The following is an 18596-nucleotide window of genomic DNA, read 5'->3' on the forward strand; positions in this document are numbered from 1 at the left end:
CATTTCCTCAATCAATTAGACAAATCCCCCTGCCACTCGCAGAATTGCCATAAAGAAGACATATACTCATAACAATTATTCAACATAAGCCTGCGAGATAATGAAATTTAAAGAAGCCATCAAACCTTACCAGGCCGCTGCGGGCGGTTGGGGTTCACTGGAAGCCACGACCCGCTTCGTTTTTGACAGCAAGCAAGTGATCAAAAATCTGCGCAATCTGATGCGCATGAACAAAGCGAAAGGCTTTGACTGCCCGGGCTGTGCCTGGGGTGATGATAATAAAAGTACCTTCAGCTTCTGCGAGAACGGTGCGAAAGCGGTGACCTGGGAAGCCACCCGCCGCAATATCGGTGCCGATTTTTTTGCTCAGCATAGCGTCTCGGCACTGTATCAGCAGAGCGATTACTTCCTCGAATATCAGGGGCGCCTGACCGAACCGCTGCGCTATAACCGCGCCACCGACCGCTACGAGCCCATTAGCTGGGACGATGCCTTCCAGCTTATCGCTTCCCATATCAAGGCGATGGACAATCCTGACCAGATGGAGCTGTACACCTCCGGGCGCGCCAGTAATGAAGCCTCCTGGCTGTATCAGCTGTTTGGCCGCATGAACGGCAGCAATAACTTCCCCGACTGCTCTAACATGTGCCACGAAGCCAGCGGCACCGGTTTGAAACGCAGCATCGGCGTCGGCAAAGGCACCATCCGCCTGGACGATTTTGACCATGCTGATGCGATTTTCGTGTTCGGTCAGAACCCCGGCACCAACCATCCGCGTATGCTGCACAGCCTGCGCCACGCCGCCGATCGCGGGGCGAAAATCGTCACGTTCAATACCCTGCGCGAGCGCGGGCTGGAGCGTTTTGCCGACCCGCAGAAACCGCTGGAAGTGGTGACCAGCATGGCCGGTAAAATCAGCTCGACCTACTATCAGCCGAATCTCGGCGGTGATATGGCGGCGGTGCGCGGCATGGTGAAAGTGCTGGCAGAAAACCATCGTGCGCGAGTGGCGCAGGGTGAAAAGGGCCTGTTTGATGAAGTGTTTATCAATGCCAAAACTGAAGGGATGGAGGCTTATCTGGCCGAAGTCGACGCCACCGAATGGTCACACATTGTCAGCCAGTCCGGCCTGAGTGAACAGCAAATTCGTGAAGCCGCCGCCATCTATCAACACTCCGAGCGGGTGATCTGTACCTGGGCGATGGGCATTACCCAGCATAAGCACTCGGTGGATACCGTGCGTGAGATCGTCAACCTGCAGCTGCTGTTTGGTCAGCTGGGTAAAAAAGGTGCCGGACTTTGCCCGGTGCGCGGCCACAGTAACGTGCAGGGCAACCGCACTATGGGCATTGATGAGAAACCGTCTAAAGCGTTTCTTGACAGCCTGGGTCAGCATTTCGGCTTTGAGCCGCCCCGTGAAATCGGCCATAACACCGTTGAAGCCCTGGAAGCGATGTTGCGCGACGAGGTTAAAGTGCTGATCGCCCTCGGTGGCAATCTCGCGGCAGCCGCCCCGGACAGCCCTCGCACCGAAGAAGCCTTGAGACGCTGCGGCCTGACCGTGCAAATCAGCACCAAGCTTAACCGCAGCCATCTTTGCCCGGGGGCGATCGATGCGCTGATCCTGCCAACGCTTGGCCGTACCGAGCAGGATGTGCAGGCCAGCGGTGCGCAGTTTATTACCGTCGAAGACTCTTTCAGCATGGTGCATGCCTCCGAGGGCGTCGGCAAACCTCTCGCCGATACCCAGCGGTCAGAAACCTGGATTGTCGCGGGGATCGCCAATGCCGTGCTGGGCAGCGATAAAGTTGACTGGTTATCGCTTGCCGGTGACTACAACAAAATCCGTGACCATATTGCCGCGACGATTCCGGGCTTTAGCGATTTCAACGCCAAATGCGATCTGAAAGGTGGTTTCTACCTGGGTAATGCTGCCGCCGAGCTGCGCTTTACTACCCTGAATGAGAAAGCCCAGTTCAGCGCCGCTGCCCTGCCCACCTCGCTGTTCCCGCAGCTGGATGAGGAAGTGCCGTTTACGCTGCAGACCCTGCGTTCTCACGATCAGTACAACACCACCATTTACGGCCTTGATGACCGTTACCGTGGCGTATATGGCCAGCGCGAGGTGCTGTTCATCAATCCGCAGGATATGGAAAGCATGGGCTACGCCGCCGGCGACAACGTGGATATTGAAACCCTGTGGAACGATGGAATTACCCGCAAAGTGAGCGGCTTCAAGCTGGTGCCTTACGCCATCCCACGCGGTAATCTCGCGGCCTATTATCCGGAAACTAACCCGCTGGTTCCGCTTTCCAGTTTTGGTGACGGCAGCGGTACCCCGACCTCCAAGTCCGTGCCGGTAAAAATTACCCTCTCACCGGTGACGCCGGGCCTGCGCATTGCCTGATGCGCTCATAACGGCAGGCTGATTTAACCAGGCGGCCGGAAAAAATGGTCGCCCCTGAAGACCCCGGAAACGGGGTTTTTTCTTGCCGTAGCGCGGTTAATCGCGTAAAACTGTCTGCCGCTCTTAGGCCACGAAAACGTTGAAATTATGTTCCAGGATAACCCGCTGCTCGCGCAGCTTAAAGAGAAACTCCACTCCCAGACACCGCGTGTTGAGGGTGTGGTAAAAGGCACGGAAAAAGGTTTTGGCTTCCTGGAAGTCGACCCGCAGAAAAGCTACTTTATTCCGCCACCGTTCATGAAAAAAGTGATGCACGGTGACCGCGTGAGCGCAGTGATTCAGACCGACAAAGATCGCGAAGTTGCCGATCCTGAAACGCTGATTGAACCTTTCCTGACGCGTTTTGTAGGCCGGGTACAGAGAAAAGACGACCGCCTGTCGATCGTTCCCGACCATCCCCTGCTGAAAGATGCGATCCAGTGCCGCGCAGAGCGCAGCGTGAAGCATGACTTTCAGGCCGGAGACTGGGCGGTGGCAGAGATGCGCCGCCATCCGCTGAAGGGCGACCGCACCTTCTATGCTGAACTGACCGAATTTATTACCACTGCGGATGACCATCTGGCTCCGTGGTGGGTGACGCTGTCGCGCCACAATCTGGAGCGTGAAGCCCCGGACGTGGCTGCGCCTGAAGAGATGCTGGATGAAGGGCTGGAGCGTGAAGACCTCACTGCTCTGAACTTCGTCACCATCGACAGCGCCAGCACCGAAGATATGGATGATGCGCTCTATGTGGAAGAGGCCGCCGACGGCGCGCTGACTCTGACTATCGCCATCGCTGACCCGACGGCTTACGTGCCGGTCGGCAGCAAGCTGGATGCGGTCGCCGCTGAACGCTCATTCACTAACTATCTGCCGGGCTTTAATATCCCGATGCTGCCGCGCCAGCTGTCTGATGACACCTGTTCACTGCGTGCCGGTGAGCGCCGTCCGGTGCTGGCCTGCCGCGTGACCGTGGCTGCGGATGGCACGCTGGGTGAGGATATCCACTTCTTCGCCGCCTGGATTGAGTCAAAATCCAAGCTGGTCTACGACAACGTGTCTGACTGGCTGGAAAATAGCGGCGAATGGCAGCCGGAAAGCGAAGCGATTGCTGAGCAGATCCGCCTGCTGCACCGCTTATGCCTGGCACGCAGCGCATGGCGCCAGGCGCATGCGCTGGTGTTTAAAGACCGCCCTGATTTCCGCTTCCTGCTGGGTGAGAAAGGCGAAGTGCTGGATATCGTCGCCGAACACCGCCGCATTGCTAACCGCATCGTGGAAGAGTCGATGATCCTTGCCAATATCTGCGCTGCCACCGTGCTGCGCGATAAGCTCGGCTTTGGCGTGTATAACGTGCACCTCGGCTTTGATGCAGCCAACGCGGAGCTGGCTGCTGGCGTGCTGGCCAACCACGGCGTCACCGCCGATCCGCTGGCGATTGCCACGCTGGACGGTTTCCGTAACCTGCGCCGTGAGCTGGATGCGCTGCCCACCCAGTTCCTTGACAGCCGCATTCGCCGCTTCCAGTCTTTTGCTGAGGTGAGCATCACTCCTGGCCCGCACTTCGGTCTTGGCCTTGAGGCGTACGCCACCTGGACTTCCCCTATTCGTAAGTACGGCGACATGGTTAACCACCGCCTGCTGAAAGCGATGATCAAAGGTGAAGCCGCTGAGCGCCCTGCCGATGAGCTGACAGTGAAAATGGCCGAGCGCCGCCGTCAAAACCGCATGGCGGAGCGCGATGTCGGTGACTGGCTCTACTCGCGATTCCTTGAGAAAGCGGTCGGCACCGATCGGCGCTTTAGCGCCGAGGTTATCGACGTCTCGCGCGGCGGCATGCGTGTTCGCCTGCAGGATAACGGCGCTGTCGCCTTTATCCCGGCACCGTTTATTCATGCGGTACGCGATGAGCTGGTACTGAGCAATGAAAACGGCACGGTGCAGATCAAAGGTGAGGTGGTCTATCGCGTCACCGACCTGATTGAGGTGACCATCGCCGAAGTGCGCATGGAAACCCGCAGCATCGTGGCTCGTCCGGTCGCCTGAACCTGACAGTAGGGGGCTGGCGCCCCCTACTCTTTTTAATCCTGACTTAACCACCGCTGCATGGCAGCCTCAAGCACCTGCGAATCCTTCTGCACCTGCTGCCAAAGCTGATGCACGCGCTGGCGGTCGACATTTTCTTCGCGGCAGACACTCTCCAGCTCCCGGCACAGCGCTTCCACCTTAAACGCACTGATTATCTGTGCGGCGCCTGACAGACGATGGATGCATTTTGCCAGTTCCGGCCAGTCCTCAAGTTCGACCAGATCCCCTGCCTGCACCAGATCCTGCTGGTTGGTTGCCGAAGTGGTTTGCAGCAGCTCATGCAGCAGCTCGTCATCATTTTGCGTCAGCTGCTGCAGCGCCGGGAAATTCACCAGCTGCTCCAGCGTCATCGGGCGCTCTTCAGTCGGTATCTGTGTCTCGCCCAGCTGCCTGGATACCTGGCGCAGCATGGTTTTAAGCTGAGGGAGCTGAAGCGGTTTAAACATGCAGTCGTCCATACCCGCCTGCTGACAGCGAGCGCGCTCCTCCGGCCAGGCGTTCGCCGTTAATCCCACTATCATCACCGGCCGCTGCTGGTGCCGGCGGATCAAGCGCGTCAGCTCCAGGCCGTCCATGCCCGGCATGCTGCAATCAGTAATCACCAGATCGAACTCCTGCTGTTGCCACATCTCCCAGCCCTGTTCTCCGTCACAGGCTTCGCTAATGGTGTGCCCGAGACGCGCCAGCTGGCGACGCAGCAGCATCAGGTTAGCCGGGTGGTCGTCGACCGCCAGAATGCGCAGTGAAGTGATGTCACCGTCATCGGCATCTGTCGGTGCAGAAACGGCTGCAGGGGTATAGTCACGCGCAGGCACCGTCAGGGTAAAGGTGACGCGCGTTCCGTTACCTGGTTGGCTCTCCATGAAGATGTTACCGCCCATCATCTGTACCAGCTGTGAACAGATCGCCAGCCCCAGGCCTGAACCGCTTTGCTTGCGGCCAGCCTGCGCCTGTACCCAAGGGTTGAAAATATCACGCTGCTCAGTGATTTCAATGCCGCGGCCACTGTCGTTAACCGTTACGCTTAATATCACTTCACCCGGGGACTGCTTGAGCAGATTAATATCCACATCAACGCCGCCCTTTTCGGTAAATTTAATCGCATTGCTCACCAGGTTAGACAAAATCTGGCGAAAACGCAGCGCGTCAATATGCAGTTCATACGGCATGACGTTCGGCTCAGCGTAGCGTAAAACCAGACTCTTCTGGCGCGCCAGGCCTTCAAACACCCTGACCACCGGGGGGGCCAGTTCGCGGGTTCGCACCCACTCCGGGGCCAGTTCCAGCTTGCCTGACTCAATACGCGCCATATCCAGGATATCGCCGATGATCCCCATCAGCGAGCGGGCAGATTCCCATGCCACCCTGACCGGTTCATCCTCATCGGTCTTTTTACCGGGCGCGCTCACGGCCAGCTCGAGCAGGCCAATGATCGCACTGACCGGGGTGCGGATCTCATGGCTCATCGTCGCAAGGAAGGTGCTCTTAGCACGATTTGCCTGCTCTGCACGTTCACGCGCCTCAGAGAGTTCAGAGGTCAGCGACTGGTGCTCAGTGATATCTACCCAGCTGCAGATAAGCCCAATAACCTGTTGCTTATCATCCACGTAGGGCACGGCTTTGTGCGTCACACTGCGCCAGCTTTCGCCATTGAACAGCGAAAAATTCTGCTGGTGCGCACTCTTCACCTCGCCTGCCATCGACTGCCAGATGACATGTAGCGGGTTGTCACTCTGTGCGATGCTGCCTCTGGCCTGCGTGCTCATCTCTAGCTTAAAAAACTGCTGCCAGGGATCGTTAAACAGCACCAGCCCACCGTTAAGATCGATAACATAGACCGGCACCTGCACGCTGTTTAGCAGCGTATCGCTGAACTGCAGCTGCGATTGCAGGCTGAACTGCGCCTTACGGCGCGCGGCTATCTGCCTGCGCAGATAGTAGATCCACACCAGCGAGGTCAAACCAATCACCGCCGTGATAGCTCCGAGCAGCCAGAACTGCTTGCGGTAGACAGTCCAGGTATCGAGGCGAACATCCGGGGTGGTTTGCCACTTATTAATCACCCGGGTCAGGCTACGCGGGGAGATATCCGCCAGTGCTTTATTGAGAATACTGTACAGTTCAGGCTGATCGCGGCGCACGGCAAATGCCAGCTGCGCCGGGTTGCTCTCATCCATCGTCGTGGCAATTTTCAGATCGTCGCGAAAGTAGCGATCGATCATATATCCTGCCCCTGCCAGCGTGTGGATCGCCGCGTCCGCTTTCCCCTCATTGACCATTTGCATCGCCAGGCTGGCATTATCAACCGTCAGCAGCTGGATGCCCGGGTAGCGCTGCTTTAGCTCAGGGATCAGCTGATTATTCGCCGTGATGGCAATGCGTACCTTTGCACTGAGGGTAAAAGGCAATGCGGTTTTACGATTGACCACCAGGACAAACGGCGAGCTAAAATAGGGCCGGCTGAAACGCAGGCTGGAGTCGCGCAGCGTGCTGTAGCTGATGGCGCCAATAAACAGCCCCTTTCCCTCTTTGACAGCGGCAAACATATCCCCGACTGAATCAACCTGGACTGGCGTGAAGTTGAGGCCGGTACGCAAACGAATTAAGCGCAGAATATCGGCGCTGATACCGTAAAAGTCACCATTATGGTCAAACATGGTAAAAGGCGCATACAGCGAATTAACCACCACTGGAATGGTGCGATGGGCACTGAGCCAGCGTTTTTCTGCTTCGGTCAGTTGCAGCCTCTGCTGCGCCGGCAGCATATCGCTGCCCTCACTCCACTGCTGATAAATCACCTGATTCTGCGAGGGGGGAATAGCAGCAATCACTTTATTCACGGCATTGACCAGCAGCTGGTCTTCGCTGCGCAGCAGAAAACGGCTGCCGGGCGCTCTGGCCGGAAAAATTGACTGAACGGCCAGCAGGTTATTGTAGTTGCGGCCAATCAGATAGCTGGCGGTAGTGAGGTTACCGAGATAAAAGTCACTGTCACCGAATGCCAGCGAGGCAAGCGCGGCACTATCGTCATTAAAACGCTTAATATGCGCTTCAGGGAAATGCTGGTTTAACCAGGCACTGTCGAGATAGCTGGACGCCACGGCCAGGTGCAGCGGCCGTTTATCCAGATTGATATTGCTAACCGGCGCATCGATACGACGAATTAAGGTCGGGCGATCCTCCATAAAGGGATCGCTACCGATCAGGCTGCTATAGGAGGGTAACGGATTGCCATTGGGGTCCAGCACCAGATCCACCTGATTATTTTTCAGGGCTTGCAAGGCTGCATCCCGTGAATCGTAACGCAACACCTGCGAGCGCAGGCCGAGATATTGCGTTAACAGCAGGGTGTAGTCAGCATCAATGCCTTCAAACTTCCCCGCTTCGGTGAACATATCAAACGGCGGCGTCTCTGCCAGCCATACGCCGACCTTTAATTCTCTCTTCTGCCCCAGCCAGCGCCACTCATAGTCACTGAGGGAAAATTGATGCGGACTGTAACTCTCACGGCTGTTGATCTGTAAAGGTTCAGGAGGCTCGGCTGGCGCTTCCGCCGCGCTGACTGAAAACCCGGCTAACAGCGCAACGACAATCAGCATTTTTTTCACGGTATTAGTCCAGATTATTGCGGCGGGCAAAGTCGATCATCGACAGCGTGCTGCTAAGTTCAAGTTTGGTCATAACCCGGGTTTTATATGTGCTGACGGTCTTATTACTGATATGCATTTGCAGTGAAATATCAATCACCTTCATACCACGCGCCAGGCAGCGCAGCACCTGCAACTCGCGGCTGGAGAGTGATTTAATCAGTTCCATCTCTTTTTCAGGCGCGTGTACCGCATCGCCATTGCTGCGTTTCAACGGGAAATAACCATAGCCGCGAACCACTGCGCGTACCGCGTCACCCAGCTCTTCCAGGTTATTTTTCTTACTGACAAAACCATCGGCGCCAATACTCATGCAGCGGCCAAGGTAGTGTTCATCATCCCGCGCTGTTAGCACCAGTAAGCCGCCTTTGAAGCCTCCGGCACGCAGTTTCTCAATAACTTCAATCCCGCTAAGCGAGGGGATATCAATATCCACCACCACCAGATCGGGCGAGAGCTTGCGCACCAGAGCAAGCGCCTGCAGGCCATCGTCAGCCTCGGCGACGATGTTGTGCTGGTCTTTTTCCAGCAGCATTCTGATCGCTAAGCGGGCAACCGGATGGTCGTCAATCACAAGTATGTTTGCCATGGATGGCCTCATGTCATTATTTATGTCTGATTAAATACTGTCACATCATTTTGTTTTGGCAAAGCGAAAGAATAAAAAAAACCAGAAATATCCTGGGGCGTGTAAGCCGGTAGGAAAAGGACCACTAAATAAAAGAATCTGCCCACTCAGCAACATGTTGCGTCTTATTAAAACCTCCCTGCAAGGGCGTAGGATCATAGGGTTTTCAAATTAACCTCACATAAAGCCGATCTGTTGAAGCCGTTATTAATTTAATTCACAGATTCTCTTTATTTAATTTTCCCTGTTCACTTATCTTTGAAGAAGAAATGATACTTATGCGACGTTCATTATTATCTCAGTGCTGTTTGCTCGCGATCTCTTCATGCACCTTAAGCTTTAATGCCCAGGCAGGTTACAGTGCGACCGGCGGCAACTATATGCAGCCCCTCAATGATTTTAGCAGCGCGATTGCCGGTGACTATCCTCTGTTCGCCAGCGATGTGGGTAGCCTGCTCGAAACCAATCAGCCGCTGACGTTTTCCACCTCCGGCAGTATGCTTTTCGCGGCTTATGCCACCAGTCAGGCGGCGATGAATCTGCGTGACGCAACGCTGGCCACCAATGGTCTGATGGCAGATGGGGCGCGCGTCAACAATGCCAGTCTGACCCTGAGCGGCGGTAAGGTCAGCACCCAGGGCGTCAACAGTGCCGCCGTCAACGGGGCGCGTGCGGCACAGTTAACCCTGAACGGCAGCGCGACCACGCCGCTGACGTTAACCACCACCGGCGCACAGAGCAGTGGCGTGCTGCTTGCTGACGGCACGCTGAGCGCCAGCAATCTGGCCATCTCCTCCAGCGGCAACGAAGCGAAAGGCGTTGTGCTGGCCTACAGCCTCTCTGACAGCAGCCAACGGGTGATGGCTTCTCTGAGCGATTCAACCATTAGCGTGCTGGGTAGCGGTTATCAGGGTGCGCTGATGCTGGGCAACGGGGAGCTGACCGGCAACAATCTGACTCTGGTGACGGCTGACTTCAATGACGGTATCAATCTGTATAACGCTAACGGCGGGCACGCCACGGCCACCATTACCGACAGCGCCATTACCACCGCTAACGGCAATGGCGTCTGGCTGCTTGAAGGCGATATCACGCTGAGTAACAGCCAGATTGCTACCCAAAACGGCATTGGCATTAACGTGAATAAAAATGCCAGCGCCACGGTCAGCGGCAGCCAGATCCACACCAGCGGCAACGGAGCCGATGGGGTGTGGATTGCCGATGCGAATTCCCGCGCCGATGTCAGCGACAGCCGTTTTACCACCGAGGGTAACGGTGCCCATGCGTTTAACGCGCAGTACGGTCCGGCGATTATCAGCAACTCGCAGCTCACCACTCATGGCGTCAGCAGCTATGGCCTGTACAGCGAATCGCGCGTTGACGGTGATAAGGTCACGGTTAACAGCGACGGCCGCGGTGGGCTGGGAGTGTTTGCCGCCAATGGGGGCGCGATCTCGCTGGCCAATAGCGACATCACCACCACAGGCGACGGTGCGACCGGCCTGCTGGCCTATCCCGGCTCGATCATCAATGCTGATAACCTGACGGTTAATACCGCTGGCGACAGTGCTTACGCGCTGGCTACCCGTTCGGGAACCCTGAATATTGCCAACAGCGACCTCAGCACCCACGGCACCGCGGCAGGGTTATCGCTAAGCAGTAATAGCGCGGGCCTGGCCAGCAGCGTAACGCTGGATAATAGCCACCTCAGCAGCGAGCGCGACCGGGCAATCATCGCCAGTAGCGCCAACAGCAGCGTGCAGCTGAGCAACGGTACCACGGTCAACAGCGGCAGCGGCGTGGCGCTGGATGTCAACGCCGGCAGTCAGATCGATCTGAAGGCAGATAATCAGGTGGTGATTAATGGCGATCTCAGGGCGACCGCCGCGGACAGTGTCAACGTTACGCTAAGTCAGCTCTCTACGCTGACCGGCGCGGCACAAAATATCTCCACGCTAACGCTGGATAACAGCAGCTGGAATCTGAGCGCCAACTCGAGCGTGGGCGCACTGCAGCAGAATGGCCAGGTCAATTTTGTTGCTCACCCCGGTGCCTTCTCTACCCTGACGCTGGATTCACTGAGCGGGAACGGTAACTTTGCCATGAATACCGATATTGCCGCGCTGCGCGGCGACCTGCTGGATATTCACGGCACCGCAGCAGGTGATCACCAGCTGAGCATTAATGACAGCGGCGCGGAACCGGCTAACAGCGAAGGCGTGCTTCCGGTGGTGCTGACGGGCGGCGGTGACGCGACCTTCAGCCTGAAAAATGGCGCGGTGGATGCCGGTGTATACCAGTATGAACTTCAGCAGCGCGGTGCTGACTGGGTACTGGCGGCAAAATCAGCCAACCCGGATACGCCAGATATTGATCTACCGCCGGGCGAGGACAATCCGGGACAGCCAACGCAGCCATCAGAGCCGGGTACTGACACTGACACGCCGCCAATCGTAGCCCCCGTTACGCCACCGGGAGTCAATCCCGTTGTCCGACCGGTGGTTAAGCCGGTAGTTAACCCGCAGCTCAGCGCCTCAGCACGCAGCGCGCTGGGGATCTCCAACGCACTGCCGCAGGTCGCACAGGGCGAGCTAAGCACCTTACGCACCCGACTGGGAGATATTCGCCTGGGTAACCAGCAGGGGGGAGCGTGGATAAGAATGTTGGGTAACCGTTCACGCCTCAGCGGGATCCAGAACAGCAGCGTGAAAATCGATCAGCAAGGCATGATGCTGGGCGCGGATGCCGCTAAAGCAGTCGGTGAGCAGCAGATGCTGCTGGGCGTGTTTGGCGGCTTCAGCGACAGCCAGCTCGACCTGGCCGACCGCAGCAGCGGTAAAATCAGCAGCTTCTTTATTGGTGCCTATAACACCTGGCTGCTTGAGGATGGCTGGTATCTGGACGCGGTCGCCAAAGCCAATAACTACAGCACCCGCACCCGCGCGCTGATGGCAGGTGGCAATCTCGCTAAAGGCGGTTTCAACACTGCCGGGCTGGCGCTTTCGGCTGAACTCGGCCGCCATATCGACTTCGATCGCGGGCTATTTATCGAACCTTCCGCCCTGCTGTCAACCGGCTGGATCAACGGTAAGCCGTGGCAGCTGGATAATGGCATGCAGGTTAAAACCGGGGCGATGCGTTCGCAGCAGGCGGCGCTGAATCTGGTGGTTGGCCGCACCCTGACGCTGGAGAGCGGTGCGCAGATCCAGCCGTGGCTGAAAGCGGCGGCGATCGGCGAGTTCGTCGACAGTAACCCGGTGGTGCTGAATGGTATTCGCTTCAGCAATAACCCCTCCGGGCTGCGCGGCCAGTATGGCGCGGGGGTCAGCGCCCAGCTGACGCCGTCGCTGCAGATGTATGGCGAGGTGGACTACAGCAAAGGCAACAAAGTTGAAGCCCCGCTCGGCGGCAGCCTCGGGGTGCGCTGGAGCTGGTAGTCAGAGTAGCGTTTAATATCTTTCACGATGCGTTGCCCTGTCAGGGGCACGCATCGGTTCTGCTTTAAAGTGCCCTTCCATTCCGCCTTCCCCTTCAACATGCTGACCTGTTGATTTTATTCAGTAAAGTTAACCCCTTCGATTTTCCTCTTCTGCGGGCGGCTGCTTTTTCAAAAAATATTTATGTCGTTGCCCGAAAATGCCGATTCTTATACCGGGTCCAAATGCGCCATAATAAGGCTGCACCTGAACAGGAGAATCAAGATGAAAAAAATCACATTTGCACTATTACTGTCTGGCCTGATGGCCAGTCCTGGCGTTTTTGCCACGGAAAGCCTCAGCGTACGCGTCACCGGGGTGATCGTGCCGGAAGCCTGCCAGCCCACAGCCGCGGGCAGCAACAGCGCACAGTTAACGGTAAGCGTTAGCTGTCAGCAGAATAAAGCAGTGAACTTACGCGCTCTGTCACTGCGCCCGGGTGAAACGGAAAATTATCATTTGCGCCCTCTCGCCAATGGCCAGATGAAAATTGAGAACCGCCAGCGCAGCCCGCTAAGCGGGCTGACCACGCTGGAACTCTATTACCTGTAATTAATCTCTGCCGCCGCGCCCTGGCGGGCGCAAAGGCCAGCACGTCATCCTTGTCCTACAAACCATGGCTGAGTTTCAGTCATCCGCACCGCCCCGCTCCGATATTTCCCCCTGAAGAAAGCACGCATAATTCTGTCATCAACAGAGAAGAGCTTCTCCTCTGCGGACAAATAAGCCATTAAGCCGCGTCAGAGTTCTGCCGTCAGAATGGATTATTTAACCGGCCACCGTGGCTAAACGCAGGCTGTGTCAGCCTGTAAATAAATTATCTATTATTGAGATGTAAATCATGATGAAGAAAACCGTTCTGGCGCTGGCTCTGCTGGCCACTACCGCCTCTGCTTTTGCTGCCGACAGCGTTGACGTGCGCGTTATCGGTACTATCGTTCCTGCAGCCTGTACCCCGACCCTGTCCGGCGGCGGCACCGTGGATTACGGCACTATTAAGGCCGATACCATCAGCGCAACTGACTACACCGTGCTGCCAGCTAAAGAGATTGATTTCTCTATCCAGTGCGATGCCCCCGCTAAAGTGGCAATTAAAGCAGTAACCGGTCGTCCGGGAACAACCGCGGGTGTAACCGAATCATCATACGGCGCGGCTGCAACCCCGGTCAGTTTGTTCGGCATGGGTGATATTGCCGTAGTCGGTCTGGGGATGGACGGCGCTGACAAAATCGGTGGCTATGCGGTACGCATTAATCCAGGTTCAGTTACCGTTGACAGCGTCGCGGCCAACAACCTGCGTAAAGCTGACAGCGCCACGTCCTGGACACAGGATGCCTATGCCGGCATGCTGTTTGATCCTAACTTCAGTCGCAGCACTACCTGGGGCACCAGCGGCACCACGCCTGTCGCCTTCACTAACCTCGCGGGTAAACTGGGCGTACAGGCTTACATCAACAAAGGTGAAAACCTGGACCTGACCAAACCGGTTAACCTGGACGGTTTGACTACTATCACTCTGGTCTACATGTAATTACACCTTATCAAAGCGAACCCGCTCACCTGAGCGGGTTTTTTTGTTGCGAAATTGCCCCTCTCTACCTGTCATCCTTTTCATACGCTGCTGGCGCATTATTCACACGCGATGGCGGCTGCGCTCCGATATTTCCCCCTGAAGAAAGCACGCATAATTCTGCCATCAACAGAGAAGAGCTTCTCCTCTGCGAACAAATAAGCCATTAAGCCGCGTCAGAAATCTGCCGTCAGAATGGATTATTTAACCGGCCACCGTGGCCAAACGCGGGCTGTGTCAGCCTGTAAATAAATTATCTATTATTGAGATGTAAATCATGATGAAGAAAACCGTTCTGGCGCTGGCTCTGCTGGCCACTACCGCCTCTGCTTTTGCTGCCGACAGCGTTGACGTGCGCGTGATTGGTACTATCGTTCCTGCGGCCTGTACCCCAACCCTGTCCGGCGGCGGCACCGTGGATTACGGCACTATTAAGGCTGATACCATCAGCGCGACTGACTACACCGTGCTGCCAGAGAAGCAGATTGACTTCTCCATCAGCTGCGATGCCCCGGCCAAAGTGGCACTGACCGCCGCATCAGGCCGCCCGGGTTCTATCGCAGTGGGTACAGAGACCGCCCAGGGTGTGGCGTATCCGCCTTTCAACCTGTTTGGGCTGAACGGCGTGGCGGCAGCGGGACTGGGTATGGACGGCAGCGATAAGATTGGCGGATACGCTGTCCGTATCGACAACAGCACCGTGACGGCAGACGGCGCGGCGGTTGACAGCCTGCGCGCTGATAACAGAGCGGGCGTGGTTTCCGCCTGGACCAACGACGCCTGGGCAGGTATCGTTTACTCGCCTTATTCACAGGTGCGCATGACCAGCTGGGCAGCGCCAGGCACCACGACCCCGGTTGCATTCACCAACCTCGCCGGTAAGCTGGGCGTACAGGCTTATATCAATAAGGGTGACGCGCTGGATCTCTCCAAGCCCATTCATCTGGATGGCCTGACCACTATCACTCTGCTTTACCTGTAATTATCCGCCACTTTTTATACTAACCCGCTCACCTGAGCGGGTTTTTTTTTGTTCCCACCGTCATCCATGTAGTCCATTTCTGTCAGATCGCGATCCCTTGCCCTGCTGATTGCTGACGTGGCTCTGATTAAGAAGTTTCCAATAAATTGCGAAAATTCCCCCAGCAAAAAGAGATCCCACCTGGACACAGATTCAGGCTTATCGCTTAACTTTAAACACGTCGAGATATGAAAATGAAACTGGCCCGCGCCGCATCTGCTGTTCAATCCGCTCCGTCACTGTTCCGGCTGTCGCTACTCAGCCTGCTGATCCTCGGTAATCTGGTATCCGTACCTGCGCTCTATGCCGCTGAGGAGACGGAATTCGATACCGAAGCGTTAAAATCGCGCGGCATCGATCCGCGCATTGCTGAAACCTTCAAAAATGCCCCGCGATTTGCCACGGGTGAAACCACCGTAAGCCTGACGGTAAATGGCCGCGCACGCGGAAAAGTGACAGCGAACTTCGATCGGCAGGGACAGCTGTGTGCCGACGCCCCGTTCTTCAAGGCTGCCGGACTGAAACTCCCCGGCGCCAGCGCGCAGTGCTACGATCTCAAAGCCCTGTGGCCGCAAACCGAGCTGACGCTCAACCCGGGGGATGAGAGCATCACGCTGACCGTACCTGCTGATGCCATCGTAAGTGACGATGAGCAGCAGAACTGGAGCCACGGCGGCGTTGCCGGGCTGCTGAACTATGACGCACAGTATCTGAGCGCTTCCGGTAGCAGCAGCGGCAAGCTGAACTATTATCAGGTCCTTAGCGAAGCAGGATTCAACGCCGGCGACTGGATTTTCCGCAGCCGCCAGACGCTGACCCACTTTAATAACAGCGATACGCTGCAGCACCAGAATGCCTACGCCCAGCGCACGCTCAAAGACTATAAAAAGATTTTCCAGGCCGGGCAGATTAGCCTCGGCAACTCGATGTTTGGTACCGGGCAGGTACTCGGTTTTCAGCTGTTCCCCGACCAGGCATTACAGGGTAAAGGGCGCGGTATGGGGCTGGTCGAGGGGATTGCCGACAGCCAGTCTGTGGTCGAGATCCGTCAATCCGGGGTGCTGATCCACACCACCACCGTTCCCGCTGGCCCGTTTTCACTGCGCGACTTTACCCTGCTCAACAGCCGCTCCGATCTTGAAGTCAGCGTGACCGGTAGCGGTGGCGAAAAAAGGCAGTTTATTGTGCCGGCAGCCGCCTTTCTGCTGAACGGCAACCGTATTGCGCCAGGCTGGGCCTTCGGTGCCGGACGGCTCGATCAGCAGGGCAGCGCAGAGTCGCCCCTGCTGGCAACGGCGGCTAAGGGGTGGCAGTTCTCGCCCGGGCTGCTGCTGAACAGCGGCGTGCTGGCTTCAGCACCCTACCAGGCCGGCGCGGTCGGTGTTGATGCTCAACCCTTTAACGATACCCTGCTGGCCGTGCAGGCTACCGCGGCAAGAGACAGTAAAAATGGCGGTCAGGGTGCGTCACTGAACACCAGCGTGGGCTACAACCTGACCGAGCGCATTAACCTGTCAGCCAACGCCTCACAGCAGACCAGCGGCTTTCGCGAACTGAGTGATGCCGTAGCGCAAGATCCGGCCGATCAAAACCGCAGCAGTCGCCAGTACGGCCTGGGTATCGGCTGGTCAGGAACGGACCTCGGCGCGTTTAATCTGGCCTTTTCTCAGGCACAGACCTACGGCAGCGGCAACGTAAACTATCTGCGCGGTGGCTGGAGTAAGAGTTTCGGTCGTGCCTATCTCGGTGCCAGCGTAGAGCGCAGCAGCGGCGGCTATAACGGCGGTGAAGATCGCTTCTATCTGACGCTGAGCGTGCCGTTTGGCGACCGCAGCGTCAGCAGCTGGGTTAACGGGGCGAAAAACGGTAACCGTGCCGGGTTACGCTACAGCGAGCGCCTGAGCCAGGATCGTAATTACAGCCTGTCGACCGAGCACGATACCGGCAGCAACCGCACTTCAACCAACGGCAACTTCGATATGGTGACTCCGGTCAGCCAGCTGAGCGCCGGCATCGGTCGCGACAGCGATGGCTATACCACCCTGTCAGGACGCGCCAGCGGCGCGGCGGTGGTCCATAATCATGGAGTGACACTGTCACCGTATAAGGTCGGCGATACCTTTGGCATTGCGAAAATTGGCGATGAGAAAGGCGTACGTGTGGAAACGCCAGCCGGGCCGACATGGACCGACAGCCGCGGTTTTGCGGTGATCCCGCAGATCACCAGCTACAGCAAATCTGCCGTTCAGGTGGATACGCGCTCGCTGGGCAAAAACGTCGATATCAATAACGCCTTTTACGAGACGGCAGCCGCGCGCGGTTCGGTCAGCTATATCGATTTCGGCGTGGTGCGCAACCGCCGCGTACTGATTACGGTGAAGGATGCGCAGGGCCAGCCGCTGCTGACCGGTGCCAGCGTGTTTGCTGCGGACAACAGCTTCAGCGCGGTAGTGGCGGAGAAAAGCACGGTATTTATCAACGACGCGGTCTCAGGCAGCACCTTCACCGTGGAGCAGTCCGGTAAAAGCGACTGCCGCTTTACCCTGACCCTGCCGGAGAAGGTCAGCTCGCCGGGACTGTACGAGGAGGCCACTGCCGTGTGCCGCTAGCGGGTGCAGTCAGCCTGTCATCTCCGTCCGACACGCAGTGACAGCTTTCCTTCACCGTTGGGCCAGCACTCTGATTTCTTCGCGGCGGCGCCAGGCACACACTGTGACGCACTGGCGATCCGCCTGATTTACGGACGCTACGACAACATAGCGCTGCCCATACAGGGCAGCTTTGATCACCATTTTAGGAAATGTGACCATGATAAAACATTCTGTTATTGCGCTGGCCGTGCTGGCGACCAGTGCCACTGCGGCCCTTGCTGACTCCGTCGACGTCAGGGTTATCGGCACCATTGTACCGGCCGCCTGCACGCCAACGCTGTCCGGTGGCGGTACCGTTGATTACGGCACTATCAAAGCCCAGAGCCTGAACGCCACCGGTTATACCACCCTGGCGGAGAAGCAGCTGGATTTCGCCATTAACTGTGAAGCACCGACCAAGGTCTCTATTGGTGGCTATAACCGTCGTTCCGGCTCTATGGCTGGCGCAACGGAAAGCGGTAACCTGACCGGCCGTATGCCAGTAACGGTGTTCGGCATCAGCGGCGTCGGTGGCGTCGGGCTGGGGCTGGATGGCAGTGCGAAGATTGGCGGCTACTCCATGCGCCTGGTGGAGAGCACCTTGACCGCAGACGGTAAAGCAGTTCGCCTGCTGTCCCGCACCGGTGGCGGAGCAGCATGGGCGGTACCAGCCACCCGCGAGATCTTCTTCGACCCGACCTGGTCACGCGCGCTCACGCCAGGCGAGTCAACCACTCTGGCGCCACTGGCCTTTAATACCATGAATGTCAAACTCGGCGTTCAGGCCTATATTAACCAGCGTTCGCAGCTCGACCTGACCAAACCGATCCACCTCGATGGTTTGACCAGCATTGAAGTGAGCTACCTCTAATCCCCCCTCTGACTCGCTAATCAACCCCGCCACTGCGGGGTTTTTTACATCATCATCCCCGCCTCCCCACGCTGTAGTCCACGGCCTACAGATCTACTCTCTCTGCCCTGCAACAGCAGGCTGGCACTCTGATTAATTTCCAGGCAGCCATCCGCAATAATAGCCTCACTCAACGGAACGAGGCATCACCTCCTTGAGAGCTGATGCAGGGATCAACGG

The 18596-nt window shown here is 57.1% G+C and carries 10 protein-coding genes; 8 read left to right on the forward strand and 2 right to left on the reverse strand.

From position 1 onward, the window contains the following. Nucleotides 1–100: 100 nt before the first annotated feature. Together QLG07_RS06985 and QLG07_RS06990 are read left to right on the forward strand one after the other, a co-directional pair. Nucleotides 101–2407: an FdhF/YdeP family oxidoreductase gene (locus QLG07_RS06985; protein WP_187498269.1), complete on the forward strand. Its 2307-nt coding sequence runs from the start codon at nt 101–103 to the stop codon at nt 2405–2407. 147 nt (nt 2408–2554) lie between these two features. After that, nucleotides 2555–4492 carry an exoribonuclease II gene (locus QLG07_RS06990; protein WP_282468862.1) on the forward strand — a complete coding sequence of 646 codons (1938 nt, stop codon included), beginning with the start codon at nt 2555–2557 and terminating at the stop codon, nt 4490–4492. 35 nt (nt 4493–4527) lie between these two features. Here the strand turns inward: QLG07_RS06990 and QLG07_RS06995 are convergent, their stop codons facing one another. Continuing rightward, on the reverse strand, nt 4528–8133 hold the full coding sequence (locus QLG07_RS06995) for a transporter substrate-binding domain-containing protein (protein ID WP_282468936.1): 3606 nt from the start codon (nt 8131–8133) through the stop codon (nt 4528–4530). A gap of 13 nt (nt 8134–8146) precedes the next feature. Continuing rightward, nucleotides 8147–8770: a response regulator gene (locus QLG07_RS07000; RefSeq protein WP_048915968.1), complete on the reverse strand. Its 624-nt coding sequence runs from the start codon at nt 8768–8770 to the stop codon at nt 8147–8149. A 419-nt stretch (nt 8771–9189) separates the two neighbouring features. On the opposite strand from QLG07_RS07000, the gene QLG07_RS07005 reads away from it, so the two are divergent. The 6 genes from QLG07_RS07005 (at nt 9190) to QLG07_RS07030 (ending at nt 18377) form a co-directional block, all read left to right on the forward strand. Next, on the forward strand, nt 9190–12246 hold the full coding sequence (locus QLG07_RS07005) for an autotransporter outer membrane beta-barrel domain-containing protein (RefSeq protein ID WP_282468863.1): 3057 nt from the start codon (nt 9190–9192) through the stop codon (nt 12244–12246). A 264-nt stretch (nt 12247–12510) separates the two neighbouring features. Beyond that, nucleotides 12511–12837 (forward strand): hypothetical protein, encoded by a 327-nt coding sequence (locus tag QLG07_RS07010; RefSeq protein ID WP_282468864.1) that lies wholly within the window; start codon nt 12511–12513, stop codon nt 12835–12837. A gap of 289 nt (nt 12838–13126) precedes the next feature. Continuing rightward, nucleotides 13127–13816, forward strand: coding sequence for a DUF1120 domain-containing protein (locus tag QLG07_RS07015; protein ID WP_282468865.1), 690 nt, complete (start codon nt 13127–13129; stop codon nt 13814–13816). A 316-nt stretch (nt 13817–14132) separates the two neighbouring features. After that, nucleotides 14133–14837, forward strand: a complete 705-nt coding sequence (locus QLG07_RS07020; protein ID WP_282468866.1) for a DUF1120 domain-containing protein — start codon at nt 14133–14135, stop codon at nt 14835–14837. A gap of 233 nt (nt 14838–15070) precedes the next feature. Then, nucleotides 15071–17485 (forward strand): fimbria/pilus outer membrane usher protein, encoded by a 2415-nt coding sequence (locus tag QLG07_RS07025; RefSeq protein WP_282468867.1) that lies wholly within the window; start codon nt 15071–15073, stop codon nt 17483–17485. Between the two features lie 199 nt (nt 17486–17684). Further along, nucleotides 17685–18377, forward strand: a complete 693-nt coding sequence (locus tag QLG07_RS07030) for a DUF1120 domain-containing protein (protein WP_282468868.1) — start codon at nt 17685–17687, stop codon at nt 18375–18377. Nucleotides 18378–18596: the final 219 nt, after the last annotated feature.

The sequence above is a fragment of the Erwinia sp. V90_4 genome (assembly GCF_029967685.1).
GTDB lineage: Bacteria > Pseudomonadota > Gammaproteobacteria > Enterobacterales > Enterobacteriaceae > Erwinia > Erwinia aphidicola.